Origin of the sequence: Natrinema sp. DC36 (assembly GCF_020405225.1) — an archaeon.
GTDB lineage: Archaea > Halobacteriota > Halobacteria > Halobacteriales > Natrialbaceae > Natrinema.
Window position 1 is genome coordinate 690,664 of record NZ_CP084472.1, and the last position, 24,727, is coordinate 715,390.

General features: G+C 55.3%; 33 protein-coding genes and 1 tRNA gene. 31 read left to right on the plus strand and 3 right to left on the minus strand.

Annotation, left to right across the window (positions count from 1 at the left end):
- The first annotated feature begins 5 nt into the window (after positions 1 to 5).
- The 28 genes from LDH74_RS03855 (at position 6) to LDH74_RS03990 (ending at position 15,521) form a co-directional block, all read left to right on the plus strand.
- A complete protein-coding gene (locus LDH74_RS03855; protein ID WP_226041218.1) occupies positions 6 to 443 on the plus strand; it encodes a hypothetical protein in 438 nt (145 codons plus the stop codon).
- On the plus strand, positions 443 to 619 hold the full coding sequence (locus tag LDH74_RS03860) for a hypothetical protein (protein WP_226041219.1): 177 nt from the start codon (positions 443 to 445) through the stop codon (positions 617 to 619). Before LDH74_RS03855 ends, LDH74_RS03860 begins: the two co-directional genes overlap by 1 nt.
- Positions 616 to 948: a hypothetical protein gene (locus LDH74_RS03865; protein ID WP_226041220.1), complete on the plus strand. Its 333-nt coding sequence runs from the start codon at positions 616 to 618 to the stop codon at positions 946 to 948. Before LDH74_RS03860 ends, LDH74_RS03865 begins: the two co-directional genes overlap by 4 nt.
- Positions 949 to 1,239: 291 nt before the next feature.
- Entirely contained in the window at positions 1,240 to 1,410 is a 171-nt protein-coding gene (locus LDH74_RS03870; RefSeq protein WP_226041221.1) for a hypothetical protein, read from the plus strand.
- 124 nt (positions 1,411 to 1,534) lie between these two features.
- Positions 1,535 to 2,323 (plus strand): AAA family ATPase, encoded by a 789-nt coding sequence (locus LDH74_RS03875; protein ID WP_226041222.1) that lies wholly within the window; start codon positions 1,535 to 1,537, stop codon positions 2,321 to 2,323.
- Complete coding sequence (locus LDH74_RS03880) at positions 2,320 to 2,733, plus strand: hypothetical protein (protein ID WP_226041223.1); 414 nt, start codon at positions 2,320 to 2,322, stop codon at positions 2,731 to 2,733. Before LDH74_RS03875 ends, LDH74_RS03880 begins: the two co-directional genes overlap by 4 nt.
- A 41-nt stretch (positions 2,734 to 2,774) precedes the next feature.
- On the plus strand, positions 2,775 to 3,164 hold the full coding sequence (locus LDH74_RS03885; RefSeq protein ID WP_226041224.1) for a hypothetical protein: 390 nt from the start codon (positions 2,775 to 2,777) through the stop codon (positions 3,162 to 3,164).
- A 61-nt stretch (positions 3,165 to 3,225) separates the two neighbouring features.
- Positions 3,226 to 3,663, plus strand: a complete 438-nt coding sequence (locus tag LDH74_RS03890) for an HNH endonuclease (RefSeq protein ID WP_226041225.1) — start codon at positions 3,226 to 3,228, stop codon at positions 3,661 to 3,663.
- A gap of 2 nt (positions 3,664 to 3,665) precedes the next feature.
- Positions 3,666 to 5,693, plus strand: coding sequence for a hypothetical protein (locus LDH74_RS03895; RefSeq protein WP_226041226.1), 2,028 nt, complete (start codon positions 3,666 to 3,668; stop codon positions 5,691 to 5,693).
- Positions 5,694 to 5,757: 64 nt separating this feature from the next.
- A complete protein-coding gene (locus LDH74_RS03900; RefSeq protein ID WP_226041227.1) occupies positions 5,758 to 6,624 on the plus strand; it encodes a hypothetical protein in 867 nt (288 codons plus the stop codon).
- An 85-nt stretch (positions 6,625 to 6,709) separates the two neighbouring features.
- The gene (locus tag LDH74_RS03905) at positions 6,710 to 6,997 is read left to right on the plus strand and encodes a hypothetical protein (RefSeq protein WP_226041228.1); all 288 of its coding nucleotides are present in this window, start codon (positions 6,710 to 6,712) and stop codon (positions 6,995 to 6,997) included.
- Between the two features lie 47 nt (positions 6,998 to 7,044).
- Positions 7,045 to 7,509, plus strand: coding sequence for a hypothetical protein (locus LDH74_RS03910; RefSeq protein WP_226041229.1), 465 nt, complete (start codon positions 7,045 to 7,047; stop codon positions 7,507 to 7,509).
- 202 nt (positions 7,510 to 7,711) lie between these two features.
- Positions 7,712 to 7,852 carry a hypothetical protein gene (locus LDH74_RS03915; protein WP_226041230.1) on the plus strand — a complete coding sequence of 47 codons (141 nt, stop codon included), beginning with the start codon at positions 7,712 to 7,714 and terminating at the stop codon, positions 7,850 to 7,852.
- Complete coding sequence (locus tag LDH74_RS03920) at positions 7,849 to 8,478, plus strand: hypothetical protein (protein WP_226041231.1); 630 nt, start codon at positions 7,849 to 7,851, stop codon at positions 8,476 to 8,478. The genes LDH74_RS03915 and LDH74_RS03920 overlap by 4 nt, the downstream gene beginning before the upstream one ends.
- Positions 8,475 to 8,708 (plus strand): hypothetical protein, encoded by a 234-nt coding sequence (locus LDH74_RS03925; protein WP_226041232.1) that lies wholly within the window; start codon positions 8,475 to 8,477, stop codon positions 8,706 to 8,708. Before LDH74_RS03920 ends, LDH74_RS03925 begins: the two co-directional genes overlap by 4 nt.
- Before the next feature lie 119 nt (positions 8,709 to 8,827).
- Positions 8,828 to 9,472, plus strand: a complete 645-nt coding sequence (locus tag LDH74_RS03930) for an HD domain-containing protein (RefSeq protein WP_226041233.1) — start codon at positions 8,828 to 8,830, stop codon at positions 9,470 to 9,472.
- Complete coding sequence (locus LDH74_RS03935) at positions 9,469 to 9,813, plus strand: hypothetical protein (RefSeq protein ID WP_226041234.1); 345 nt, start codon at positions 9,469 to 9,471, stop codon at positions 9,811 to 9,813. The genes LDH74_RS03930 and LDH74_RS03935 overlap by 4 nt, the downstream gene beginning before the upstream one ends.
- Positions 9,813 to 10,115, plus strand: a complete 303-nt coding sequence (locus tag LDH74_RS03940) for a hypothetical protein (RefSeq protein ID WP_226041235.1) — start codon at positions 9,813 to 9,815, stop codon at positions 10,113 to 10,115. Before LDH74_RS03935 ends, LDH74_RS03940 begins: the two co-directional genes overlap by 1 nt.
- Entirely contained in the window at positions 10,112 to 10,594 is a 483-nt protein-coding gene (locus tag LDH74_RS03945; RefSeq protein ID WP_226041236.1) for a hypothetical protein, read from the plus strand. Before LDH74_RS03940 ends, LDH74_RS03945 begins: the two co-directional genes overlap by 4 nt.
- 360 nt (positions 10,595 to 10,954) lie before the next feature.
- A tRNA-OTHER gene (locus LDH74_RS03950) sits at positions 10,955 to 11,073 on the plus strand.
- Positions 11,074 to 11,923: 850 nt separating this feature from the next.
- A complete protein-coding gene (locus LDH74_RS03955; RefSeq protein ID WP_226041237.1) occupies positions 11,924 to 12,298 on the plus strand; it encodes a hypothetical protein in 375 nt (124 codons plus the stop codon).
- The gene (locus tag LDH74_RS03960; RefSeq protein ID WP_226041238.1) at positions 12,295 to 12,489 is read left to right on the plus strand and encodes a hypothetical protein; all 195 of its coding nucleotides are present in this window, start codon (positions 12,295 to 12,297) and stop codon (positions 12,487 to 12,489) included. Before LDH74_RS03955 ends, LDH74_RS03960 begins: the two co-directional genes overlap by 4 nt.
- On the plus strand, positions 12,486 to 12,803 hold the full coding sequence (locus LDH74_RS03965; RefSeq protein ID WP_226041239.1) for a hypothetical protein: 318 nt from the start codon (positions 12,486 to 12,488) through the stop codon (positions 12,801 to 12,803). Before LDH74_RS03960 ends, LDH74_RS03965 begins: the two co-directional genes overlap by 4 nt.
- The gene (locus tag LDH74_RS03970) at positions 12,800 to 13,066 is read left to right on the plus strand and encodes a hypothetical protein (RefSeq protein WP_226041240.1); all 267 of its coding nucleotides are present in this window, start codon (positions 12,800 to 12,802) and stop codon (positions 13,064 to 13,066) included. Before LDH74_RS03965 ends, LDH74_RS03970 begins: the two co-directional genes overlap by 4 nt.
- 127 nt (positions 13,067 to 13,193) lie before the next feature.
- Positions 13,194 to 13,616, plus strand: coding sequence for a hypothetical protein (locus tag LDH74_RS03975; protein WP_226041241.1), 423 nt, complete (start codon positions 13,194 to 13,196; stop codon positions 13,614 to 13,616).
- A gap of 1 nt (position 13,617) precedes the next feature.
- The gene (locus LDH74_RS03980; protein WP_226041242.1) at positions 13,618 to 14,298 is read left to right on the plus strand and encodes a helix-hairpin-helix domain-containing protein; all 681 of its coding nucleotides are present in this window, start codon (positions 13,618 to 13,620) and stop codon (positions 14,296 to 14,298) included.
- A gap of 34 nt (positions 14,299 to 14,332) precedes the next feature.
- Positions 14,333 to 14,875 (plus strand): DUF5758 domain-containing protein, encoded by a 543-nt coding sequence (locus LDH74_RS03985; RefSeq protein ID WP_226041243.1) that lies wholly within the window; start codon positions 14,333 to 14,335, stop codon positions 14,873 to 14,875.
- Positions 14,784 to 15,521, plus strand: a complete 738-nt coding sequence (locus LDH74_RS03990; protein WP_226041244.1) for a hypothetical protein — start codon at positions 14,784 to 14,786, stop codon at positions 15,519 to 15,521. Before LDH74_RS03985 ends, LDH74_RS03990 begins: the two co-directional genes overlap by 92 nt.
- A 121-nt stretch (positions 15,522 to 15,642) precedes the next feature.
- Here LDH74_RS03990 and LDH74_RS03995 read toward each other — a convergent pair whose 3' ends face one another.
- Positions 15,643 to 16,860: a tyrosine-type recombinase/integrase gene (locus tag LDH74_RS03995; RefSeq protein WP_226041245.1), complete on the minus strand. Its 1,218-nt coding sequence runs from the start codon at positions 16,858 to 16,860 to the stop codon at positions 15,643 to 15,645.
- 327 nt (positions 16,861 to 17,187) lie between these two features.
- On the opposite strand from LDH74_RS03995, the gene LDH74_RS04000 reads away from it, so the two are divergent.
- Complete coding sequence (locus LDH74_RS04000; protein WP_226041246.1) at positions 17,188 to 17,829, plus strand: MSCRAMM family adhesin SdrC; 642 nt, start codon at positions 17,188 to 17,190, stop codon at positions 17,827 to 17,829.
- 105 nt (positions 17,830 to 17,934) lie between these two features.
- The gene (locus LDH74_RS04005) at positions 17,935 to 18,909 is read left to right on the plus strand and encodes an SDR family oxidoreductase (RefSeq protein WP_226041247.1); all 975 of its coding nucleotides are present in this window, start codon (positions 17,935 to 17,937) and stop codon (positions 18,907 to 18,909) included.
- A gap of 106 nt (positions 18,910 to 19,015) precedes the next feature.
- Here LDH74_RS04005 and LDH74_RS04010 read toward each other — a convergent pair whose 3' ends face one another.
- Positions 19,016 to 19,474 carry an SPW repeat protein gene (locus LDH74_RS04010; protein ID WP_226041248.1) on the minus strand — a complete coding sequence of 153 codons (459 nt, stop codon included), beginning with the start codon at positions 19,472 to 19,474 and terminating at the stop codon, positions 19,016 to 19,018.
- Between the two features lie 351 nt (positions 19,475 to 19,825).
- On the opposite strand from LDH74_RS04010, the gene LDH74_RS04015 reads away from it, so the two are divergent.
- Positions 19,826 to 23,923 carry a TaqI-like C-terminal specificity domain-containing protein gene (locus LDH74_RS04015; protein WP_226041249.1) on the plus strand — a complete coding sequence of 1,366 codons (4,098 nt, stop codon included), beginning with the start codon at positions 19,826 to 19,828 and terminating at the stop codon, positions 23,921 to 23,923.
- A gap of 27 nt (positions 23,924 to 23,950) precedes the next feature.
- Here LDH74_RS04015 and LDH74_RS04020 read toward each other — a convergent pair whose 3' ends face one another.
- Positions 23,951 to 24,676, minus strand: a complete 726-nt coding sequence (locus tag LDH74_RS04020; RefSeq protein WP_226041250.1) for a DUF2071 domain-containing protein — start codon at positions 24,674 to 24,676, stop codon at positions 23,951 to 23,953.
- Positions 24,677 to 24,727: the final 51 nt, after the last annotated feature.

The following is a 24,727-nucleotide window of genomic DNA, read 5'->3' on the forward strand; positions in this document are numbered from 1 at the left end:
GTGGTATGGGACGAAGCCATACCCACGAATGGAGACCATTGGACGAAGATGATCCAGTCTTCGAAGATGGTGCAGCCATTTTTCGCCAACAGTGTGACCACGTCGAAATTCTGGGCTCACAGACCAGTTCTCGTCACGATGAGACGTTCTATGAGGAAGGCGCACAGTGCCCAGAGACGCAACACATTCGCATGGACATGCGAACCCTCGGTATTGGAGACGACACGTTCACGTTCGCTAAATGCGTGAATGACTGGTTCTCGCGGAACGAAGACCACGAGGATTTTGAGACGGTTGAGAGCGCCGTCATGGAGATCGAACAAGCAATGAGGGATGGGGAAGGGGAGATCGATGAGATCGATCCAGACGCCACTCACGGGCGTGTAGTTGCTGAGTATAACGACATTACAGCGATTTACACTCCCAACGGGGTTGAAGAATAATGGAACTAACCATTAAACACGCCTATAGTCAAGGCTACGAACCTATCTCAAACATCAAGTACTTCGAAGTTCTTGATGATCCAGACGAGCCTGGAGAATCGCTATACTGTGAGTTTAAAGACGGACATGAAGAGACGTTTAAAGATGTGGATATTGCGGGAGGTGACGCCGAATGAACGATTCGGACCACAAACTCCAGATCGGCGCACTCGAGTTAGCGTTAGAAATTCAGAAAGAGAACCACGATCTTGTCGAGCGAGTGGACGCTCATAACCAGAGCATCCACATTGTTCCGAAGGGCAACCTCACCCAAACCGAGCGAGAGATGTTGGAAGATGCAGCCGAGGAGTGGGTCGATGGGTACCCGTATACGGTTAGCGAATGGTGGCCTGATCGACAGAACAACGAAATACCGCTCGTCATTGGGTCGTATTGGCCGACTGGCGGTCAACTGTCTGCCGAACAACTCGAAACGTATGACGAATTCGTACACTCAGAAACATGAATAAAGCCTATTGTCCAACTTGCCAGCGAACGGTCGTACCGAGTGAACACAACTGCGATTCGCCGCTGCTGACGGAGAGTGGGGGCGATCTTCATCCATCTGGCGATGTCCGAATTACCGAATCGGACGTTCGTCCGAACGGTAAGGGGGTGAATACAGCAGTATGAGCGAGGTTGAGCAGCACGGATCGTTGTACTGTCAGTCATGTCGATGTAAGCGGTATCACCACAACCACCAGTGTCAACACTGTGGAAAAACCAATCACCGTTCGAAAAATGCAGTTATCGGACAATGACAAAATACACCCTAAATCTAATTGAGGCCGAGGTCGGTGAAGAGATCGACGTTCCAGACGATGCTGAGGAAGTGGAACTGGAATATTACACGATCAATCCGAGTATCGACGGGGAGTGGGTACGAAAGCAGATGGTTCGTATCAAATTCCTCACTCCTATAGAATAGATAGGAAGCTTTTTATTTGCGTACCACTTACTTACCATCGGATGGAAACGATAGACGATTTCGAAGTGGTTCACCACGATGGAAAACTCGGCATTCGGGTTAAAGGGACCAATAACCCGAACACGTGGGTGGCACTACACAGTCTTCGGGTTTTGAAGGCGCGTACGAATTACGAAATTTCGAGCAAACTACCATGAATGTTCAACAGAGCCAAGATGAGACAAGTGTCGAGATCGAGCAGATTCAAACGGTCAATGGGGAACCAAGCAAGATCGATGCGAACGTGTTCCTCTTTATCGGTCTGCCTGGAACGGGGAAGACGTACGCCGCTGAGGTAGCAGCAGAGACCCTCGACGGTACGTCACACGAGTTTTCGGACTACGTTCGGTATGCGTATGAAGCCGAGACGGGTGGCGAGACGGATGATAATTCCCTTGGCGAGTGGGCCGCACAGAAGAAGGCTGAAGAAGGCGCAGACCACTTCGCTCGAGGACTTTGTACGTCTCTGTCTCAAGGCGGGATTCCGCGTTCGAAGAACATGTGCGTGGCGGGTGTGCGGTCGCCAGAAGAGGCTGAAGCGTTTCGAGAGCGGTTCACGAACGTTACTGCCGTGAGTATCTGGACGCTTCCAGACATCCGTTACGATCGTCTTGAGGAACGTGAGGGTGACTACTCCTATACGACGTTCCATGAGCGGAAGCAGCGAGAACTATGGGAGTGGAACTGTATCAAATTCTTCACGGACGACGATTATTACGACTATATCATTCCGAACAATTTCGAGAAGGATCTGTTCGAGAACAAGGTTAATTCGGTTTGTAACTTCGTTGCAGACGGGTTCGAGTACGAACCGTACACCGAAGACCCGTTCCCAGACGGACTCAGCAGCCAACACATCGCGCAGTATCTATGAACGAACACGATCAATTCATTTACGACCGTCGAGTTGATGAGGCCGTTCGACAGTGGCTTGAGAAAAGCACGTCGAACGTGGCAAAGTGGGGACTTCAGGACGTTGGAACCATGCTTCTCGCCACGCAAGAGGAACTTGCGGAGGTGGTTGAAGAGGCCGATCCTCACCTTCAACCCAGTGAATTTGGACTTAAGGCGGGGCTGAAGGAAATAGAACGATTGGGTTTTAATATTCGAGATGTCCACGAAAATATCTACGAGGATGAGGATGGTAATCCAGTAGACGACCCACCTTCGTTCGAATTCGATCCATATGAAGATGATCTCGATCGGATTGAAGATGAGTTAGCCGATACAGCCGCGCTCCTCATCCAGATCCAGGCCGCTATTGTTCGGGCTCGAGAACAGTAAGCGTCACAAGTCTTTTCATTCAGTTCTACGTACCAGTAGCCATGCGACGTAGAACATTCGTTACATGTATCGCAGTAGCATTGAGTGGTTGTTCAGCATCTGGGGACGAAGGTGACGACGAAAAAGATGTCGAGAAACAAGAGCCAGATGTAGCAGAGAACCTTGGTGTTCACAACGATCATGAAGGTCCACCAATCGTAGATAGTACCCTTGGGAGAGGTAATGCTTTGAACGTCAAAGTGTACGTCAAGCCCGAAGAAGAACCGAAAAATAAGGATCTGTGGGTCTATTTTTACGAAGGTGATGAAATGGTACAAGAAACTGGACCAATTAGTTTCGAACTTACTGATGAAGGCGACATCCTCGAGACGTTGCAACCGACTGACGTGCCGACGTACGACGGGTATAAAGTCGCCCTCCGATCTCAGTAATTGCTTAGTACTTACCAGATAGGAACCTTTTTATTGCAGCAGCGCCTATTATCTGGTGAGAATGGACGGTAAGCAGTACCAGAAAAAATCGGTACTTCAGAGATTATATGTGGGGTGTGGAATGTCTGACCGTGAGATTGCCGAGAAATATGACGTTTCACGCACTCTGATTGGACATTGGAGGCGGAGACATGGCATTGAGGGTAGAAGTATGGAGGAGTATGCGGCTCTTCGTCCAGCCACCTTTGAAACCAGTGAGCAAGGCTATGAGTGGTGGAGGGCGGACACATCAGACGATGTGCTTCGTGTATATGTACACCGTCTTCTCGCGGTTTCAGAGCATGGCTTTGACGAGGTGACAAGTTCCGACATTCACCACAAAAATGGAATTAGGTGGGACAATAGGCCAGACAATATTGATGTGAAGGGTGTGAGTGAGCACCGACGCCACCATTCTGAACAGGATCGTGAGAGAAATGAAAGCGGTCAGTATATTTAAACATGGATTTCGAAATTGAAGTAAGTGACGAGACGGAGCCCGATTATAGTGTCGCAGATAACTTCGCAGAGAATTTGGTCGATGCGATTCGGAGTGATATGGTCGGTAACGAGGGTCAGTTCCTTGCACTCAACGCAGCCTACGCGAGTGGACTTTCACGAAACCCAGATGAGTATCTTCAGATCATCGTTCGAGGAAAGAGCGGTGAGGGGAAAACAGAACTGAAGCAGAACGTTGACAAGGGTTATCCGAACCATTGGCTTCTGCGGACTGGTTCTACGTCTGACATGGGTCTTGTTGACTCGGGTGGTATGTGGGACGGGGTCTACATCGGTGCCTTTGCTGAATTTCAGCAGATGCAAGGGAAGATGTTGGAAATGGTCAAGTCGAGTGCGGGCGACGACGCTGACGAGCGTGGTGTTGGGTTTAGCCACACACGTAACGTTGACGAAGGTGAGGATGGACGTGGGGCGGACGAGATCGAAAAGCAGGCAATGCCCACCGTTTTCCTTTTCGCTGACGAGAATAACGCCGAAATCCCTCGGGAGTTGCGCACTCGCCAAATGACCGTGCGTGTCGAGGCAGACAAGGACATCAATCGGGCCGTCGCCAAGATGATGTTCGATTACCAAAAGGTCGAGGCGGGCGAACGGGAGTTCGAATACAACTTCAACTTCGAAGAGGGGAAGAACGCAATTCAGAACCACATTGCGAGCATTCCTCGACCGCTCGACCCGCTATGGGAAGATGATCCAAAGACCTACTCCTACCCCGTTGCAATCCCGTATGACGAGGATATCGAGTGGCCTGTGAACGACCATCCAACGATCGACTCGTATGGGTGGGCTGCATTCAAGGTCCTCGACCCAATCCTCAATTACAATAAAACCGACAGCAAGCGTGGGGCGAAGGCGATTGCAAACCACATTCGGGCTCACGCTCGACTGAATTATCACAACCGTGAGTTGATGGAGATTAACGGTGTAGACCACATCGTTGCGGAGCCGCAAGACATCGGGAACGTCATTTCGTATCGAGATCTGCTCCTCAATCTCACTCACGGGATGGATGAAAAGAAGTTCGCTGTAATCGAGGCGCTCACTGACCCACATAACGGGGTTGGCGGAACGGGACCAAACGGTGGTGTCCAGGCCACGCTGAAGGATATCGCAAAGTACATCGATGAGCACGCCGACATCACGGCGATTTCTAAGTCCCAACTCCATAATGCGACCACCAACAATGGTGTTCTCAATCAAATGGAGGAGGACTATCTCATCGAGATTCACAAGGGAGATGGGCCGAACGGGGCGCACATGTTCGAATTCCTTGGCGGGAGCACGTTCGGACACCCCAATATCGGACAGTACGCCGAACTGTTCGAGCACGTCACCGATCCGATTCGAGACCAGCCTATCTCGGATACGATATCGATGTTCAAGAAGGAACTGGCAACTGAGACGACTGAAGACCTTCTGGACAGTAACAACTCGATGATCCAGAGCGACGATGGTGACGACGAGTCAGAGACCGATGAGAGCAATGAGGATGGTCTCTCAGCGTTCGGAGGTGGGGTATCCGCTGGCAGTCGCGCCAGCGACTCCACTGACCCGCAGGGACGCGGTCCCGATGGAGGCGATGGTGACGACGTGGAGTTTTCTGAAGCCGAGCACGCTGTCGCTGACGCCCTTAGAGAGACACTGGATGATTGCAGAGTTGAACCGCAGTATCTCGATGAAGACGCTGACGGTGGTCTCGCCACGTCTCACATGCTTGGTGCGAGCCCCGTTGAGAAATATACCGACGATCGTGGTCTCCCTTACGTTCGTGCGGAGCGACCGTACCAGAGTGGTGATAAGGACGATAGCCCGCTCGACCCAGACAGTCCACTGTGGGGCGATATCTCGAGTGGGCAGGCACAGAGCAACGTCGAGAACGCGATCAAGAAACTACGATCTGAGGAGGTGTTCGAATCGCACGACGAGCCCGAGGGTGAAGGCATGTATCTCGTCGTCCACGACATCGAATAAAGCGTTGTTGTGGTGTAGTTACCAGTTAGTAACCTTTTTATATCCACGACTATTATTTGTTGGTATGGGAGATGTTTGTGTCACATGTGGGAATGAGTACGCGAGTTTATATCAACATTATCATACATCATTTCCCTCACACAAACCTCAGTCGTGGGATGAATGTCATTCATGTGGTGAAAGATACAAATCGATTTCAAAACATTGGTCCAAATCCGAATGTCAACACCCTCCTTTAACCCAACGACAGTATGAAATAATTACAGGACTTGTCATGGGTGACGGTTGTGTGGGTAGGGAGGATGGTAAATCGCCCCGACTACACGTTAGGATGATTACTAAGGAGTATCTCGAGTTTCTTGATAGTGAGTTTGAGATTCTTGGAACTGGAGTATCACTGTATAGAACGGCGGAAGAGGGGGCTAAATTGAATCGCAAATATGATTTTCGCCCGAACGCCGATTCGAAAAACTATCATGATTGTTATTATTGGGGGGTGTCCAATACACCCCATCTCAACGAATTCGCATCATGGTATGACAGTGGTAAAAAGGTGTGGTCTGAAGGCATTGAATTAACACCAACTGTATTAAAACATTGGTATGTAGGTGATGGGTGTTATGTGGATCACGATAGCAATGATTATATTAAAATATCTCTTTCCAACGAAGTAGATAGTGAGGAAAAGGTCGGGGGGTATTTTGAAGACGTAGGGCTACCACGACCGAATAGATGGGGAGTTGGTGAGCGAAGGGACGGAGGTGTGATATGTGATGCAGTTTGGAATATAGAAGAATCATATGAGTTGTTAGAATATATGCTTGAAGATGAGTACGGTATACCTCCTGGGTTCAAATATAAATGGCCTGAAGAATTCCACGAAGATAACATTATTGAATCGAGTCGAACCCCCGTCGAAGCTACTATTTAGTTACCAAGTAGAAACCAAATAGCAACCTTTTTCTTATTCCAGTTCGTAGTATACGTTGATGACGAAAGGTTTTGTCAGTGACGTGGTGAACGACGATACCGTAATGAGCAGCCCAGACGCAACTGTTTCTATCGACGTTTCAGACCTACCACCCGAACAAGCGTTAGCTATCGCTCGAGAGGGAGATATTGAGAATCAAGATCCATATGTAGTGGGTGAGGTGATGTGTGGAAACGAGTCGGCTGTGAGCGAACTGTATGACGTGGAGTTTCACCTTCCTCTCGGTGTGGCGCTCACTGTCCTCTCGAACGCGGGTGTGATCGATCTCCCGCAAGAGCCACCGCAAGAAGCACCGCCAGAGCCCGCAGAATAGATACACACCAACAACTTTTTACGTACTTACCACTTACTAACAGATAGATGGGAGACAACGAAGACGACCCACTGACCTTTGCAAAGATCATGGATGTGGCGGAGATTACCGTCGAAAACAATCGAGAGGAATTCGACGGTGAAATGCCCGATCATGGCGCTCGCCTCATCGTTCAGCGGGCGGCTGACATCCTTGGCACCCAGACCAATGTTGAGTTGGCCGAAGGTATGGATCAGCCGTTCGAAGACGAGGAGCGGAAAGAGGGACTTGAGGAGGACGTTATCGACGTAATCCTCGCTATTGGTGCATTCGTCCATGAAAACGATCTCGACGTTGAGAGTGCGTTCGAGGAGCGCATTGAACTGATGGAAGCGTACAACGAGGCTGAAGACATGCAAGCCTTCATGGAGGAAATGTTCCCAGAGGAGATGGAGGAGATGGGGGTTGACGTTGGTGACAACGTCGATGCGGAGGGGTATGAGCCCGAAAATGTCGATCGAACTTTCTCATGAACAGTAACACACCAGACATCATCAGCAATCCCGTACAGCCAGGAACGAACGTAGACGCCGAGTGGTATCGACACGACCAAGTCGATCGGTCGTTCCAGTAGCCCGATAGTCTCAGACCATCAACTGATGGTCTGTGAATTGTGGAATTGATGTTTGATTCCGCAACCTTTTTACTTACGTACCTCTTACTTACCATGTAGACATGGGAGACGATACAGACAAAACCGATGAGATACGTCAACAGATTGAAGACAGCGACTCGGTTCGTGAAGACCGTGACGCTGATCGTAGCGACAGTCCCCTACTTACTCTCGATCAAAATGAAGGAGAAATTGAAGAATGAGTAACACAGTTGAGTTTAGTGAGTCCGAACTGGAACGAGTAAAAGAAAGTGAAGTAGTTAAAAAAGGTGGGTATAGTTTTTCCAAAATGGGTGCTGGAAATTATGAGATTAATTCACGATATATTAGTTCATCGGGTATGGACAAACTCGAGGAGGAGGGGGTGTTGGATTTCGGTCCCGATAATGTTACGGTCGTGTTAGAACAGACCGACGACCGTCCAGAGGCAGCCCACGTCCTTGAAGAGACCGCCGATACGGTCACGAACAAGATGGGGGATTACGGTAATTCCTGGGAGAAGGTGGGTGTTCTCAAACGGGTCATGGCCGATGAAGATGGACCGCAGATCGTTTATCTCTACCCCGATGGGTGGTCTGAGTCTAAACGCAGTGATGACGACGTGGAGCCGTTTGAAGCGGTTATTCTTGCGGACACGCCCCAGAAGACTTCCACGTTCGAAGAAAACGCTGACGACGTGATTACGCGCCTTCTCGACAAACTCGTACGGGCGTACAACCTCCTCTTCCTCAAGGACGAACCAGACGTGGAGAACGAGAGTACCGAAGACGCAGGCAAGGATCTGACTGGCTACTCGAGTATGCTAACTTCGCTGATCCGACGAGCATGACTGAAGAAAACAACATGTGGCCGTTTGAAATTGGAACGATTATCAAATTTGCCACCCCGTGTCAAGGAGATCTCTACGCCGAAGTGAAAGCGCACACTGGTGGTGTGGCTGTGGTGTGGTGGCACCCAGATTCGGTGGCTCACACGCTTGATGCGTTGGAAGGGCGTTTATTCCTCAAAGGAATTGAGGTTGAAGATAACTACCGAGTTATTCGACACCCATCTGAGTAGAACCAAATAGTTACCCCTACGGTCAACAAGTTGACCGTTGATTTGTGGGTCCGCTGCGTTTTACTTACCGAACCCACACCGAAAACCTTTTACTTACTTACCACCTACTAACGTAGTAGATGGGAGAAACTGAACTGGATCGTGAAGAGGTATTACGACGATTTCCAGAGATCGAGGACATTGACGGTTCCGAGTGTAATCCGCACTCGGAAATTGATGGGGACTCCACCGACTCCCCATCAGATTCTGACCTCGCCGACGAGGTGGTCAACGTCCTTACTGAAGCACCAAATTACTTCTGGACGGCTCCAGCGGCGAGCAACCACCATCAAGTTGAGCACCAGTCTCGTCACGGACTCTGGCTGCATACCAAGCGGGTGTGTACCGCGTTCGACGGACTGTATCAATCGATGGTGAATCAGGGTTTCATGTCCGATGAAGACGTGGAATGCGGGCGAGCGGCGTGTATCATCCATGATATCCTGAAGTATGGTGAGCCGCCTACGTCCGTCGATGGGACGGTTAACAACCATGATGTTATCGCAGCAGAGTGGCTCGAGGCAAACTTCGATTTGCCAGACAAGGTCGTTGACGCTGTCGAGAGTCACATGGGTCCGTGGGGGAAGGGAGATAATCCGACTACCCACCTCGAGCAGATGGTACACATTGCGGACATGACTGCGAGTCGTGAGGGTTGGCGCATTCCCGTTAAAGACCCACATGAAACGCTCGAAGACGCATTTCCTCGAGTTGGTTCACGATGACAGTAGTAAACCTATTCGAATGTAATGTCAGTGGTTATCGGTTTGGTGCAAAGAACGACGTAGTGGAATTTGACATCATTCGACAGCGGAGTGGATACCCGTTCGAAACGTACAATGAAACAGTTCACATCAGTCTCGATGTACTTGATGAGAATGGCTTCATGTACCCAAGTGGGGTTGAATACGTCGCGGTTGAGCGGGATGAGGAGAGCGAAGAAATTGTTGGGATGAAAGCAGATCTCGGGTCCACTGGTGGGCACGAGTATTTCGAGCGAGATAGTGTCTTGATTGACCACTACGAATCGTTCTTTCGATTCGTTGAAGAGGAGATGCTATACTAATGACAAAAATAAAATATCACGCCCCACGTCTGCCCGATGAACATGATGTGTACGAGGTTTATTTCACAAGTCACAGCAGTAGAACTGAAACCCACGATGGTAGCATCTTCTTTAAGCCGCTGGATATCGGCTTCAAGGAGGTGGCATGTCGAATGCACGGCACTCGAGAACGTGAGGAATACTTGTCGAGTGCGGCAAAACGGTTGATCCGTGAGAAAAAGGAACCTGTGGTATACGATGCTGATGGAAACATTGTAGCAGAGTTAGCAGTAAGTGAACGATACGATGGGGATAAACAATGAACACTGTCGAAAAACACGAGACTGACGAGACGTGCAACGTTTGTGGACGAGATAACGTGGTTAATGAATACGGTCGGAGATCGTGCAATAATCTATCCACGTGTCCAGCCGCAAAGAACAGTGCTGATATCAGTTGGAACAGCACTGACGAGGAGATAGAGGAGTGGAAAGAAGAGCAGATTAACGATTCGGTAGATAACATGGATACTGGTACGATCAACGGTGTTGACGATCTCGAGAAGGACGATGTGGTGACAATCGATCATGATGAGATTCAAGGTCTCTGGGATGTGAGTGATACCGACGAAATCGATATCGGTTTTTCGCAAATCTATGTTGCTACAATCGTAAAGGCTGGACGACCACGCGCACTCGTTGGACCATGCACCAACGGGGATGGGAATACAATTGAAGTTCGTAATATCGACACGGATGAAGTTCTGTTCAATATATCCCCAGACGATATCGAACATCCGTAGTAATTCACAAGACTTTTATTACCAGATGTCGTAGAGATTATTGCCGTGAAAGCGGCGTTCCAACGCATTGGACGAATCACTGTAACGGGAATGGCTTCACTGTTCTGGTCCCTGGAAAGGGATCAGGCTCCGTTACTTCGCGGGGTGGCTCTACCTCTCAATACTGTGTGGTTACAGGAATGTGTACGTAGATGTGGTTAAACCCCACACCACTCCAGTTACCAAATTACGACCAGATAGAAACCTTTTAGTATACACAGTCCCTATGTATAGATGGGCAAAGCACTGACCCAAACCCGCACCAGATTCGTGCCAGTCGCGGGGGCCTCGACACCATACGAGGTTAGCACGGATCAATTTGGGGAGATAGTGTAGTGGCAGCACGGTGGTCCCGACTCGTCTGAAAAAGCGAGCGGTCAACGGATAAAATTCGTTGGAGAATCTAACCACAAACGTGGGTTCGAATCCCACTCTTTCCATTCGGGAGAACGAGCTTGCAAGCATAATAGAGAACTCAAAAAGGGTGTGGGTGCAACTCCCACCATCTCCCACTCGCGCCTTTGGGCAGCGTGTACTAAGTATCGCTCACGCCACGAAAGTGGGGCAAGGTCGATGCGTAAATCCATGATTCTTTGTAATCCTCTGGTCGCCTCGAGCAGCCCCCACGGACGTGGTTGTTACCGCCGTGTAAGACAATGATCCCTCACTGAAGGGCTCTGAGACTTACATAGTCGGATTGTGTCAACACACACGGAACACATGCTAACTGTGAATGGAGAAGGCTGACATCCTACTGTTCATCTGAGCAAGAGTATGAGCCGTTTGACAGTTTCGGCTTGAAGCCCACATGACCATGTCTGCTAACGCTGTAGGGAGGTAGTAGCTCACAACAGTATGGCGGATCAAATCATGGCCCTGGCGGATGCGACGATCCTGAAGGTGAAACTTCAGATAGTCCTCCGTATTAAGGGACGTGAGACAGAGAACGCCCTCGACTAACGGACGTGGGTGTGGGAACCAAACTGTACCAGAAGTGAGATAGGATCCAATCATATATCGCGGGGTGATGATCGTGGCGTACTTTTCACGTGGTTGAAGCCTCTACACTATGCTGATTCCACTTTTTTAGAAAACATTATAATACTCGAGTAGCAACACCCACGTGCTCCTTTCGAGGAGCGTACATGGCTTCGTAGTCCCGCGACAACGGGGATTCGGAGTGCGGGAGTGCCATTCACACTCCCTTTGAATTAAACCAACAAGCTTTCTCTATCCCCACGTACTTACCAGATGGTAACGTTTTTGTAGCCAGAGTACCTATCAATAGACGTGACTCGAATACCAATTAGACTTCGTTCTAATGAGGAGAATCAACTCGATGAGTTTGTTCCGCAAGCCATTGAGAATCTTCGAGAGATCGAACTGGAGGATGAAGCGGACGACCTTTCGAACGTTGATATCATCGACAACGAGGATGGGACGTTCTCGGCTGAAGTGGGTGAGTGGGCGACAATTATCAGCGCCCTCCGAACGCTTCGAGAGGATGAGTCGCTACGGTCGTGGTGGCTTCGAAAGAAGTTGGCCCGTCGTCTGTCCAAAGCGACCGAACATCTCGACCTCGATGGAGAAGAGGAGGGTTCTGAAGACTCAACCCCCACCCCTCGAGCCGAAGAAAGTGGTATCCAAACGGAGGCAACAGCATGATGCACGCCGAAGAGGAGATTAAACAGGAATCTGTCGAACAGATGGAGATGGTAGCTGAAGTTCTGGAAGAATCAGCACCGTCGCTCGCCCAGGCATGTTACACGCTCTACGAAGAATTCATGGAGGCTGGCTTCAGTAAGAAACAGGCGACGATGTTGGTCGCTGAGATGGAGGCAATGGAATTAGAATGAGCGAGATCAAAACGCCCAACTTCCGTCTTACGACGTGTATGCCTGTATCAACTGGACACCACTACTGTTTCAAAGACCGTCGAACGGACATGGTGGTTTACTTCGATGAGGTGAAGGTTTACGACGGTGTCGTGGACCAGATCAAATTCTACGATTCTAACGGCGATCGGGCGGGGCACATTGATGATATCGATCCGCTCCCCCAAATCGTGATTGACACCCTCGAGCACATCGAAGAGCACGACGAGTTTCTAAAAACGGCAAGTATCGTTCCGTCGAATATCATCATCCCAGACGCCGAATACAGCATATGAACGAGAGTGAATACCTCGAGCAGTATGGCGATAAGACGTATAGCGAACTGGCTGAATTGAACGACGACAATATCAACGACGATATGCAAGAAGATCTCGAGGAAGATCGGGCTGAATTCTTCGAGATGTCGCAGATCATGATGACCATGTTCACGCTTACCGAGATGTTCATGGCCGATCAGATCACCCTTGAGCAGTATTTTCGAATCTTGGACATCCTTGACGAGCGGGAGACGGAAGTAGACGCCACAATGATGTGGTAGCATTCGGCGCTAAGCGCCTCTTACTTCTCAGACAAAATTAGAGATTGTGTCTTAGAAACCACTTGGTAACTAAACGGAAAGTACATCGCAACCTTTTTGTATGTATCTCCCGTATATAGAAGTGTAGATGGGAAGAATTGCAAACGGCCTCAAGGCGCTATTCGGTATCGGTGGAACGGAGACACAGAGCGGACTCGAACAACTCGCAGACATCCTCAACAAGCGTGAATCCACGCTTGCGCTTTCGGCGGTGTACCGAGAACCACAACCCGATCAGATGGGTGAGGAGACCATCGTTTTCCCCGCTACTCTCTACCACGACGGTGAGATCTACGGGACGACGCAACGCGAATTTACCATTCCAGACGACGGGCTCGATGAGGCTGACAGTCCGCTCGCGGCCTTCGTTGCGGAGGCAAACGGTGTTGATGCGGCTGAAGTGACGTTCGACCACGTCGCCAACATCGAGGGAATGACCGCGGACGCAGACATCGATTCGTTCGGTCAGGTCGTCGTCAACACGCCAAACAGCGAAGAAGAGGAAAGCTAACATGATCGAAAACGCATCAATCATTGGCGGGGGAGTAGTCGTTGGTGGAATTGCACTAATCGCAGCCGCAGCCCGATTCTACCGTAAGGGCGGTACTGTCGAGGGTGACGTTGATGGGGACGGCGAGACCGAAGTTACGTTCAGTTCGCCGCCAGAAAACGACTGTCAAGCAGAAGAGGCGACTGAAGACGATGGGGCGGAAGAAGACAGTCCCGTTCCAGACGCTATCCTCGAGATTGAGGATATCGAAACTATCACTGGAATCGGTCCTACTCGAGCAGAAACCCTCGTTGAGAACGGCTTCGAGACCGCTGAGGATCTCTACAACGCCGCTGACGAAGACCTTCTCGACGTTGATGGGTTCGGCGAACACGCCGTTTCCCAGATCCGTGGTGACATCGGGAGTGTTGAAGAGGGAAATGGAGAATCTGACTCGGATGAGGGAAATGGAGAATCGAACGAATCCACCGAGACCGAATCCACTTCCACCGAAACGGACGAATCGAATACGTCGGAAGACGATACGGATGGGGATGGGAGTACTGGGGATGAGGAAACTGAAACCGAAGACGACGCTGAAGACCCCGAGTCTGAAGCGGAAGCAGATTCTGAGACTGAATCGGACTCAGAAGTTGACGGAGACTCCGCTGACTCTCCGTCAGAAGCGGTAGCAGCGGAGTAAGCAGATAAAAAATTTTGGCTATAAGATTACAACAATGTTAGGACTTGCACGTAGTTCGACGGTCGCTGAATTGAAAGACGAACTTGAAGAGACGGAACAGGAACTTAGTCGAGCAGAACGACGAAAGAGCACGCTGCGGCGGATGCGCGATTCGCAGCGAGAGAGGGAGCAAGACGCAGTTGAGTCGCTTAAAGCGGCACTCGAGGCAGGCGAGTTTGACAACCTCGAAGACGAGAGTTGTAAGGTTGAAGAACTGGACGAACCTCGAGTTGTCTGGAAGAAAGGCCAGTTTTATATTATCGAACTGGTGATCCCCGCTGGTGAGACGGTCGTCCATACCACAGACTCGAAAAAGCGGGTTAGCAAAGCCTATGTCCGTGAATTCTACCACAAACACGATGGTCCAGTGGTTGAAAAAGAAACTGAAGACCGATCTATCCACGACCATTCCTTCACTTACCGTCGTGGGAGATTCGTTGAACCAGATGGAACGCTGGATACACAGACGTGGCGTGCATGTACTCGAGGAATTCACTGTTTCGCCACTCGAGAAGAGGCAGCGGACTACTTCAACTGAAATGGTCCGAATCAGTCTCGACGTGGAGGGCGTGCTGTCGAACACTCACAAAGCCGTCTGTGCCCGCAGTGAGCAAGTTACTGAAGAGATGATGCAGGAGTGGGGTTTCCCCACTGAAGACGATTACAAGGAGTTTATGCATGTCTCACAGAACCTCTGGCACAACCACCATGAAGAAATCCCACCAATGGAGAGTGGGGCAACATTCCGTGAGGTGACGAGCGGGCTTCGGGACTACGGACACACTGTCGATATCGTCACCCATCGCCACAATCTCACGGGCGAATTGGCCGATTCGTTCGAGAGTGAGTACGGGTACTCACCCGTCGAAGTCGATGAGCAAGTGAAGGCGTGGTTGGACTACTACACTGTCGAGTACGACAATTTCCTGGCCCCATCGGAGGAAAAGGACGAATTGGACTATGACGTGTATGTGGACGACAAACCCGCCCTCGCAGAGCGCATTGCCAATGATCCAGAGCGAGTTATCGCACTGCGAGACCGCCCGTACAATCAGGATGTAGACGACAGTAGCATCCGTGTGGAACGGATCAACTCTCTCGATGAGTTGTTGTTCCAACTGACCGACCACTACACTGTCGAGGCTGTTCGAGATCTCTGCGCCCCACCACAGAAAGTAAAATGAGTGGAAAATTTGAAGAATTAGAGACGTTCATTCAAGAGAACGAGTTGGCATTGGAAATATATGCCGAAAACGGGAATGAAAGATCGGATCTCGTTGCCACGCTCCTACGGTGTCATAGGAGTTAGTTGCCCATCATCCTCTCTTGAATAAACTCCATTAGTTCGTCTTCGCTGAACTGGTCTAATTTTTCCTCAATATCGTCCTTATCCGCATCGATATCTACTTTTGACCCACAGTCTGGACAGAATTGTTCTGATCCTTCCAGTGGTTTCTGACACGCTGGACAGTTGTCTGGAACAAACGGACTATCGTCCTCTTCTTCGATTAGTCCTACAGCCTGCTCAGCATTTTTCATCATATCCTCGTCAGTGAGATGGGCGTATGTTGTCTCCATGACGGTGGAATCGGGGTCATGACCAATGATATGCTTAATCGTATCATTGTCCATTCCTTTATCTCTCTTCGCCCACGTAACAAACGTGTGTCTGAAGTTATGGGGGTTGGTAGGTTTGTCCACCCCCGCTCTCTCACCAATATTTTGAAGCAATCTGTATATGGATGAATGGTCCATCTTGTCCCCTAAGTCCTGACCATTGTTCTGATCGACATTCTTTTTACAAATAAAGTGAGCTTCTGGGTCGTCAGTACACGGGTGATTATTCTTCCACTTTCTTACAGAGTGCTCCGCCAAGAGCAATGATCTGGCCCCCTCAGCCCCCTTCATGTCACCATCACTTGTATTGAGATAAAACACTCCATCTTCGGGTTTCATGTCCTTAAGTCGGAGGTTGAGAATGGCTGCTATTCGCTGTCCCGTATATCCCAACAATTCGACTAACGCTTTGTCTCGAGGGTGTTGTGCGGCTTTCCGTATCGCATTGAATTCGTCTCGGGTGAGGATATCCCTCTCGTCAACGGAGCTATCATTCGGTTCGAAGAGCATGATCTCTTCAGGATCGACGTTAAAATCATCATGGTATTTGTAGAACTTCCGTATTGTGGACTGGTGGTTCCGCACCGATCCAGATGTGAGACCGCCCTCTTTCACACCATCGACATTCCCACGTCGTATATCATCCATGATCTTGTTTATTTTGTACTCCGATGCATCACTCAAATTAAAGTCAGATAGCTCAGGGATACGTTTTAGTGTATATGCGTACCTTGCTAATGTACCATCAGACATGGAATCACCATTGATTAACGCACTTTCTGGATCGGCAGAATCGAGAAACTCGAGTATGGCTTCACAGTCCTCTGAGGACATGACACCGTCTTGTTCTAACGACTGGATTCTATCTCTGTATTTCTCGTATCTCTCTCGGTTTGACTTTGCCATGTTGAGTGACATTGCGGGGGAAGAATAAATGTATTTGGATCATGCTTACTGCCAGAACTCCTGTACCTGCGCGTGATCGTAGTGGCTCGTCATTATCGGAGAGATCCGTTGCCTTTCACTCGGTGGGCCGGCTATATCATTGTTCGGCCGCAGACGGCGGTCTCATCGGACATCGCGGCCGCCGGCGGATCCGTCCAAGTGGTTCTCGGCCGACGCCGAGTCCGCTCGAGCAGAGCAGTGTCGTCCGTTCGACGCGCGGGAATCCGATGCCTGTAGCGCTGTGGGCTGGAATTAACAAAGCGGGTGGGTCCGGTATCGATCAGCTGAATGTCAGGCAGACGTGACGACTCTCCATCGACCGTGGCGTTGCTCGCCACCATCGCAGTCGTCCTGCTCGTGTTCGGAGCGTTCGCGATGCTTTTCGCCCCGGGCATGACGGCGGGCGATACGACCTCCTCGTCGCTCGAGTCCGACGACGTGTCGATCACCCAGTCGAACGAGAGCGAATCCGAGACAACTACTGAAACGTCTACCGAGACAACAACCGAGTCAACCACTGAAACGTCCACTGAGACGACTACCGAAACGTCCACCGAGACGACTACCGAGAACCGACTCGACGACACCGGCGACGACAGTTCGACCGGTGAGCCTGAAGACGATCCGTCGTCGACCGAGGACGATGGCCCAGCCGATTCCGACCTGCCGAGTGACGAGGAGTCCGCCATCGACGACTCGTCCGACGACGAACCCGATCTATTCGAGCGGGTATTCGGAGACGACGGATCGAACGACGAGGGCGACGAACCAGCCGGCGGAGCGGACGAATCCACTGATGAAGGCGACCCCGGACCGCCCGAGAACGCCGGCCCGCCTGACGATGCGGGTCCATCGGATGGCACTGATGACGGACCGTTCGAGGGCGACGGGCCGTTCGACGGTGATGACGAACCGTTCGACGACGACTGATCTGCGCGTCCGTCCGCGCTTCGTCACCGGATTCGTCGCAACCCGTGACACTCCACGTACTCGACTACCGGGACTTCCTTTACCGGTGTCGTGGTAGGCCGCAGCATGCCTTCGACCGCCCTCGTGACCGGCTGTTCCACCGGCATCGGCTACGAAACGGCCCGTGCGCTACTGGCCGACGGCTGGCGCGTCTACGCGACCGCTCGAGACAGCGATCGGAACGGTCTCGAGGACCTGTCTGACCGCGGTGCCGAGATCGCGGCGATGGACCTGACCGATCCCGAGGCCATCGAGCGCGTCGTCGCTCGCGTCCGCGACGAGGACGGCGGCGTCGACTGCCTCGTCAACAACGCGGGGTACGGCCAGTTCGGGCCGGTCGAAGACGTACCGACGAGCCTGCTCGAGCGCCAGTTCGCCGTCCACTGTTTCGGGCCCCACCGGCTGATTCGAGCGGTCCTGCCGGGAATGCGCGAGCGGGGCCGCGGCCGGATCGTCAACGTCACCAGCGCCGCGGATCGCCTCGCGCTCGCCGGCATCGGCGGCTACACCGCCTCGAAGTGGGCGCTCGCGAGCCTCAGCGACGCGCTCCGACAGGAGCTGGTCGGCTCGGACGTCGAGGTCGTCGTCGTCCAGCCCGGCGTCGTCGCAACGCCGTTCTACGACGGCGCCCTGCGGGCGATCGACGACGCGGCTGCGACCGCGCGATCACCGTCGCGCTCCGACGTCGACGCGGAGGGAACCACGGACGAACGCCGAAACAGGAGTGTCGTCAGACCCACGCAGTACACCGATCTCTATCGCGTTCTCCGGCGAGTCCGCGCCGTCGAGGGCGGCGGTCCGCTGATCAACGAGCCCGATCGAGTCGCCGCGACGATTCGGGAGGCCGCCACCGTCCCGAACCCCGACACGCACTACCGCGTCGGTCCGGTTCCGCTCCTCGGATCGCTCTACGGCACGCTCGTTCCCGCCGCGATCCGAGATCGGCTGACGCGAGTCGGGATTCGACTGGCCGCGACCGAACCCGTCCTGGACCTGCTCGAGCGACGCACACCCGACGCCGATTCGGAGCGGTATCCGTAACGGAACCGCCGACAGGGTGGTGACGGAACCGCCGACGAGGAAACGAACTCCGTTCGGTATCCGCTCGGGGCACCGCGTTCCGTCGGAGATTCCGTTCGAGCGAGGATCACGTTCCGGTGGCCGCCTGCCTCGAGACCTCGCGGTCCCCGGCGTACGCGATGTACGCCGACAGTACCGCGGCCACCGACCCGGAGACGACGTTACTCCAGAGTTGGCCCTCGCTCGCTTCCTCGAGGCCGCCCAGCGCGAACTGCCCGGCGATCGCCCATTGGGAGACGACGAGCCACAGCGCTAGCAGGGCGGCCAGCGACATCACGCCGGTACTGGTGGAGTGACCGTTGGTGATCCGGTAGTAGTTGTAGCCCGCGAACACGACGATCGCGCCGCCGATCAACAGGTTGTTCCACAGCACGGAGTCGGCCGTCTCGTAGACCAGCGGCGAGACGGCCAGCCACAGCCCGATCAGGGAGACGATCCCGCTCAGCCACCGCTGGCCGGCCGGTTCACCCCGTCCGCGAGCGTGCGCTTCGCCGGTCGTCGGGTCGTCGGCCGCGGACTCGCTCATAGCGTCTCCCGATACTCCATTGACCGGACTGAAAAACCGCACCGACCGTTCCGTCTCGTCTGGGGAAATCGGCTGTGAGATCGCCCCGCTCAGTCTCGAGTAAGCGATCACGACTGGCCCCAAATCGGCGTTACGGGACGCCAACCGGAGACTGGCGACAGCCGCAGATGCCGGGTGAGATGCGGATGGCTGGTAAGACGGGATTACTCTCGAGTCTGACGCGAACGCCCCGGGTCCAGCGAGACGGTACCGGTCGTGAGTGAGCGGTGGCGGCCCGACGAACCGACGGGGAGGAACCCCCGTCCGGGGGAACAGCTATATGCCGCGACTCGGATCACGCAAAGGAAAGCGGTGTCCCGGAACCGAGTCGGCGCTCCCATCGACAGCTCCCGTCGCGAGGGGTGCAACTACCGGACCAGCCACGACGTGTTCTCGAGCGCATACCTCGAGGATCGCCTCCCCGAAACGGACGTGTGGGAGGAGATCGACGAAGACGAACTCCGAATGGCGTTCGAGGAAATCCGCACGTGCTGGGAGCGAGTCGGCAAATCGACCGCAAGCGAAAGCCGCACTCGACTCGAGGAAACGTTCGTTCGACCCGTGTTCCAGGCGCTGGGACACTCGTTCGTGCGCACCGAGCGGCCCGATCGAACGCGATATCGGCCGGACTACGTTTTCCTCGAGTCCGACGACGCTCGCGACGCGTTCGATTGCACCGAAGATGGCGATAGCAGTGACAGTGATGAAGACGAAGGCAGCGGTGACGGTGATGAAAACGGCGACAGCGGCGACAATGACAACAGCGGTGACGAAGCCATCGTCGCGATCGCCGACGTCAGGCACTGGGAGCGCGCGCTCGAGGCCCGCGGAGGCAGTGAGCGCGAGCGCGACGCCGAGACCCCGTGCTACCGGATCCACGCCGCTCTGCGCGAGTCGTCGGTCGAGTGGGCCGTGCTCACGAACGGCCGACGGTGGCGACTCTACACCGAGCGGACGGGCCATCGCCTGGACGCGTACTACGAGATCGATCTGCCGGCCGTGCTCGAGACGGGGGACCTCGAGACGTTCAAATACTTCTACCTGTGTTTCCGCCGCGACGCCTTCCGCGACGACGCCGAGGGAAACTGCCTTCTCGACGACCTCTACGACCGGTCCGCCGAGTTCAGCCGTGAGATGGGGGCGACGCTCGAGGAGAACGCCGCCGAAGCCCTCGAGGTCCTCGCGCGGGGATTCCGTCGATATCCCGGGAACGATCTCGGAGAAGACCGCACCGAGACCGACTCCGACGACGCTCCCGGTCACGGGGAGCTCGACCTGCTCTACGACGCCTCCCTCGTCGTCCTCGTTCGGCTCATCGTCGCGTTCGCTGCGGAGAGTCGGCGTCGGCGACTCACCGAACTGCCCGACGAACGCGGGAGCAACGAACACGGGGACGACAAACATGGGGACGACGAACAGAGAGGCGCGGAGAGCGGTACCGAGCCTGTCCAGTCGACAAGCCTCCGGTCGATCGCACGAGCCGTCGCGGCCGAATCCGACGGTTCGGGTCCGTCGTACACCGATCGAACGGCCGAGCTCTGGTCGCGACTCGAGGACCTCGGTTCGCCGATCGGCCGACGAAATCGAGCCGACGAGGACGACAGTCGTACCGCACGGTTTCTCGAGAACCACCGCGTCGGCGACGCGTCGCTGGCGAGAGTTATTGACCTGCTAGCTCGAGAGCGGACTGACAGCGGCGGGAAACCGTTCGTCGACTACTCGTCGCTCGACGGTCGCCGCCTCGGCGGCATCTACGAGGGACTGCTCGAGTACCGGCTCGCGATCGCCGACGAACCGCTGGCGCTCGCGGACGGTGAGTACGTTCCCGCGAGCGACGGCGACACCGTCGCGGTCGCGGCCAACGAGGTGTATCTAACCGCGGACGGCGACCAGCGGAAGGCCTCGGGGTCGTACTACACCCCGGAGCACGTCGTCGAACACGTCGTCGAGGAGACGGTCGGACCGCTCCTCGAGGAGATACGGACGGAGTTCGCCGCCGTCGATGCCGACCGTGACGACGGGCTCGCCGACGCCGATCTCGACCGGACGGACGGAGTCGCCGAGCGCGCGTTCGAACTCTCAGTCCTCGACCCTGCGATGGGGACCGGCCACTTCCTGACGTGCGCGCTCGAATACCTGACGCGGGAGATCGTCGCCGCCGAAGACGCGGCGGCTCGAGCGGGGCTCGAGTCCGTGCCGGCGGATCGCGGCGTGGACGAGGTGCGGCGGCGGGTCGCCCGGCGCTGTCTCTACGGCGTCGACCGGGATCCCCTCGCGGTCGAGCTCGCGACCGCGTCGCTGCAACTCCGAACGCTGTCCGCCGAGGGGCCGCCGGCGGCCCTCGATCACCACCTGAAAACCGGTAACGCGCTCGTCGGGAGCGACCTCGAGGCGGTCGCTGACTGCGCGTCGAGAGCCGATCTCACCGGCGATGACGCAACGCGTCTCGAAACCGAGCCGACTCGAGGCGGGGTATTCGGGCGGACGGACGGTCGAGAGTGGCGCGACCGGCGACAGCGCCTCGAGGCGATGGCGAACGTCCACACCGCTCGCGAGTTCGGGCTCGAGGGGGTCCCTGACGACGCGCTCGAACGGCTCGCTGCCGCGCTCGAGAGCGACGACGACTGGGACCCGCTCTCTCGAACGGAGTGGTTCACCGCGGCCCAGAAGCGGGCCAGCGCTGAGGGCTTCTTCCACTGGGGACTCGAGTTTCCGGAACTCTACGCCGACGCCAACGCCAACGGGGACGACGACCGGGTCGAGGCCCCCGGCTTCGACGCGGTACTCGGCAACCCGCCCTGGGTCGCGACCGCCGGGCGCGGGACGATCAGTGCGACCATCGACGCGAGCCTGCGCTCCTACCTCGAGGACGCGTTCAGCGCGACCGAGAACCAGTTCGATCTCTACGTCGCGTTCTACGAACGGTCGATCCGACTGTCCCGGGACGGACGGGTCGGCATCGTCGTCCCCGATTCGATCCTCGCTCGCGAGGGGAACGAGCCGATCCGGGAGTACGTCCTGAGCGAGACGTCGCTCGCGGAAATCGTCAGGCTCGGCACCGCGTTCGACGGCGTCGAAAGCGGCGCGGCGATCCTCGTGAGCGGCGGTGACGGAACTGACGTCCGCTGTGCCGACGCGACGACGGCGGCGGACCTCGCGTCGCTCTCCGCCGACTCGGATCGCGTGAATTCGATCCCCGCGAGCGTGTTCGAAGCAGCGGATGCGAACCGGTTCCTCATCTATCTCGACCGCGAGACGCGGTCGGTCTGCTCGACCGTCGCGGCCCACCCGCCGCTGGGGGACGCCGTCTCCGTCTCTCGCGGCGAGGAGATCAGCAAGCGAGCGGACGTCCTTCGGGAGCGGCCGGGGCCGACGACGCGCCCGATCGCCCCCGGGAGCGCGGTGTGCCGATACGGGATCGACGCCGACGAACTCCGGTTCGTCGAGCCGACCGACCTCGAGAAAGTCGCCTCCAACTACGAGAGCCCGAAGCTGCTCGTCCGGCAGACCAGCGACTCGCTCGTCGGGACCTACGACGCCGACGACCTCGCTACGATCAAGTCGACCTACAACGTCCGCAGCGACGCCGAGTCGCCGGCCGAGTTGAAACACATCCTGGGCGCGTTGCACTCGTCGGCGCTCGCGTTCTACCACCACTACACGCACGCCGCGTACCGCGCCGTCTTCCCGCAGATCAACCAGTCGACGCTCGAGGGGCTCCCCATCCCGATGGCCGCCGGTCCCGACGACGAACTCGTCGCGGCCGTCGAGAAACGGCTCGCGCTCACCGCCGAACGGTCGGCGATCGACCTGCACGTCCCCGACTATCTCGGTCGGGATCTAAACGGGCCGTCGCTCGGCGATCTCGACGCCGCTCGACGGACGGACGGCGTCGCGGCGACGAAACTCGCGTCGACGACCGAGGAGTGCCCGAACCTGCGGATCGGTTCGGTCGCGGTCGACTCGAGCGATTCGGACATCGTCCGCATCTCGGCGACCGTCCGGTACAAACCCGACCCCGCCGCGGCCGCCGAGACCGATCGGTGGGGCTACGCGGAAACCGATCCGATTCCGGCCGTCGAACTCGTCGATGTCGAGACCCGACTCGCGGCGCTCGTCGAAGCCATCGTCCCCTACGCTACCGAGGCGGGCGACGGCGTCGCCGGCTTCAGACCGACCGCCGCGAAGACGATATCGCCACTCGATCGCCTCGAGGCGCTGACGCTGCCCCGTCCGAACGAGGTCGAAGACGGGCTTTGCCGGTTTCTCGACGCCCGAGACCGGGCCGCGGAACTCGAGGCGGCGATCGATGCGACCGATCGGCGGATCGACGATCGCGCGTGCTCGCTGTACGGACTGACGGACGTGGAGCGCGAGATCGTGCGTCGCGAATTCGGGGGCCAGTGGTAGACCGCGCTCGCTCGGCCAGTCGGGTGATTACTGCTCGTCCTCGAGTCGCTCACTCCGCGACGCGACGACGTCGAGGCCCGGACTGTAGAAGTAGACCGGGTCGGTCTCCGGGTGCGCGAAACCGTTCGCGGCCAGCACCGTGTTCGATTCGATGTCGGCGGTCGCCGGATACAGCGTCCAGGGCTCGTGCTCGATGTCCGTATACCGGACCGAGCCGTCGGGAGCCTCCGTGTAGAACCGGTAGCGCTCGACGAGAAACCCTCCCAGCGAGTCGTCGGGAGCCGAAAACGGCTCGTCGGTCGGCCGATAGGTCGCCTCGTACTCGGCCGGTCGGTTACCGGGGTGGCATCGCCGACTGCTGAATCGAATCCGGCCGTCGGCCCCGTCCCCCTCCGGGGTCGCCTCGACGTCGAGCGAGATGCGAGCGTAGTAGTACGGCAGGTGATGAAACAGGCGCGCACCGAGGACGCTCGCGAGTCCCTGTGCGTCGAGGCTAAAGAAGTAGACGCTGGGCACTCCGTCGCGGGTGACGTACGTCCTGACGTTGAGTTCCGGCAATCGGATCCCGGCCCGTTCGGGAAACCCCTTCGGCCGGACGGCGACGTTCGTGAACGGAATCACCGACAGCCACGCGGCACCGTCGTGTTCGTCGACCTCGAGCGCGTCGGGGAGATGCGCGTCCATCATCGCCGGATCGACCGGCCAGTTCTCGAACAGCAGGTGTCGCCAGCCCATCTCGAGCGGAATAGCCATCGTTGTCTCGTCGGTATCCACGCAAAAAACAGCTTCCGTTTCTCGAAAGCG

Coding starts and splice junctions, on each gene's coding strand:
- LDH74_RS03965 (WP_226041239.1), top strand. CDS start 12,486: ATGAGCGAGATCAAAACGCCCAACTTCCGTCTTACGACGTGTATGCCT.
- LDH74_RS04010 (WP_226041248.1), bottom strand. CDS start 19,474: ATGAGCGAGTCCGCGGCCGACGACCCGACGACCGGCGAAGCGCACGCT.
- LDH74_RS03880 (WP_226041223.1), top strand. CDS start 2,320: ATGAACGAACACGATCAATTCATTTACGACCGTCGAGTTGATGAGGCC.
- LDH74_RS03935 (WP_226041234.1), top strand. CDS start 9,469: ATGACAGTAGTAAACCTATTCGAATGTAATGTCAGTGGTTATCGGTTT.
- LDH74_RS03895 (WP_226041226.1), top strand. CDS start 3,666: ATGGATTTCGAAATTGAAGTAAGTGACGAGACGGAGCCCGATTATAGT.
- LDH74_RS03930 (WP_226041233.1), top strand. CDS start 8,828: ATGGGAGAAACTGAACTGGATCGTGAAGAGGTATTACGACGATTTCCA.
- LDH74_RS04005 (WP_226041247.1), top strand. CDS start 17,935: ATGCCTTCGACCGCCCTCGTGACCGGCTGTTCCACCGGCATCGGCTAC.
- LDH74_RS03980 (WP_226041242.1), top strand. CDS start 13,618: ATGATCGAAAACGCATCAATCATTGGCGGGGGAGTAGTCGTTGGTGGA.
- LDH74_RS03975 (WP_226041241.1), top strand. CDS start 13,194: ATGGGAAGAATTGCAAACGGCCTCAAGGCGCTATTCGGTATCGGTGGA.
- LDH74_RS03960 (WP_226041238.1), top strand. CDS start 12,295: ATGATGCACGCCGAAGAGGAGATTAAACAGGAATCTGTCGAACAGATG.
- LDH74_RS03920 (WP_226041231.1), top strand. CDS start 7,849: ATGAGTAACACAGTTGAGTTTAGTGAGTCCGAACTGGAACGAGTAAAA.
- LDH74_RS03915 (WP_226041230.1), top strand. CDS start 7,712: ATGGGAGACGATACAGACAAAACCGATGAGATACGTCAACAGATTGAA.
- LDH74_RS03870 (WP_226041221.1), top strand. CDS start 1,240: ATGACAAAATACACCCTAAATCTAATTGAGGCCGAGGTCGGTGAAGAG.
- LDH74_RS03865 (WP_226041220.1), top strand. CDS start 616: ATGAACGATTCGGACCACAAACTCCAGATCGGCGCACTCGAGTTAGCG.
- LDH74_RS03900 (WP_226041227.1), top strand. CDS start 5,758: ATGGGAGATGTTTGTGTCACATGTGGGAATGAGTACGCGAGTTTATAT.
- LDH74_RS03860 (WP_226041219.1), top strand. CDS start 443: ATGGAACTAACCATTAAACACGCCTATAGTCAAGGCTACGAACCTATC.
- LDH74_RS04020 (WP_226041250.1), bottom strand. CDS start 24,676: ATGGCTATTCCGCTCGAGATGGGCTGGCGACACCTGCTGTTCGAGAAC.
- LDH74_RS03910 (WP_226041229.1), top strand. CDS start 7,045: ATGGGAGACAACGAAGACGACCCACTGACCTTTGCAAAGATCATGGAT.
- LDH74_RS03945 (WP_226041236.1), top strand. CDS start 10,112: ATGAACACTGTCGAAAAACACGAGACTGACGAGACGTGCAACGTTTGT.
- LDH74_RS03990 (WP_226041244.1), top strand. CDS start 14,784: ATGGAACGCTGGATACACAGACGTGGCGTGCATGTACTCGAGGAATTC.
- LDH74_RS03995 (WP_226041245.1), bottom strand. CDS start 16,860: ATGGCAAAGTCAAACCGAGAGAGATACGAGAAATACAGAGATAGAATC.
- LDH74_RS03885 (WP_226041224.1), top strand. CDS start 2,775: ATGCGACGTAGAACATTCGTTACATGTATCGCAGTAGCATTGAGTGGT.
- LDH74_RS04000 (WP_226041246.1), top strand. CDS start 17,188: ATGTCAGGCAGACGTGACGACTCTCCATCGACCGTGGCGTTGCTCGCC.
- LDH74_RS03925 (WP_226041232.1), top strand. CDS start 8,475: ATGACTGAAGAAAACAACATGTGGCCGTTTGAAATTGGAACGATTATC.
- LDH74_RS03855 (WP_226041218.1), top strand. CDS start 6: ATGGGACGAAGCCATACCCACGAATGGAGACCATTGGACGAAGATGAT.
- LDH74_RS03890 (WP_226041225.1), top strand. CDS start 3,226: ATGGACGGTAAGCAGTACCAGAAAAAATCGGTACTTCAGAGATTATAT.
- LDH74_RS03985 (WP_226041243.1), top strand. CDS start 14,333: ATGTTAGGACTTGCACGTAGTTCGACGGTCGCTGAATTGAAAGACGAA.
- LDH74_RS03940 (WP_226041235.1), top strand. CDS start 9,813: ATGACAAAAATAAAATATCACGCCCCACGTCTGCCCGATGAACATGAT.
- LDH74_RS03970 (WP_226041240.1), top strand. CDS start 12,800: ATGAACGAGAGTGAATACCTCGAGCAGTATGGCGATAAGACGTATAGC.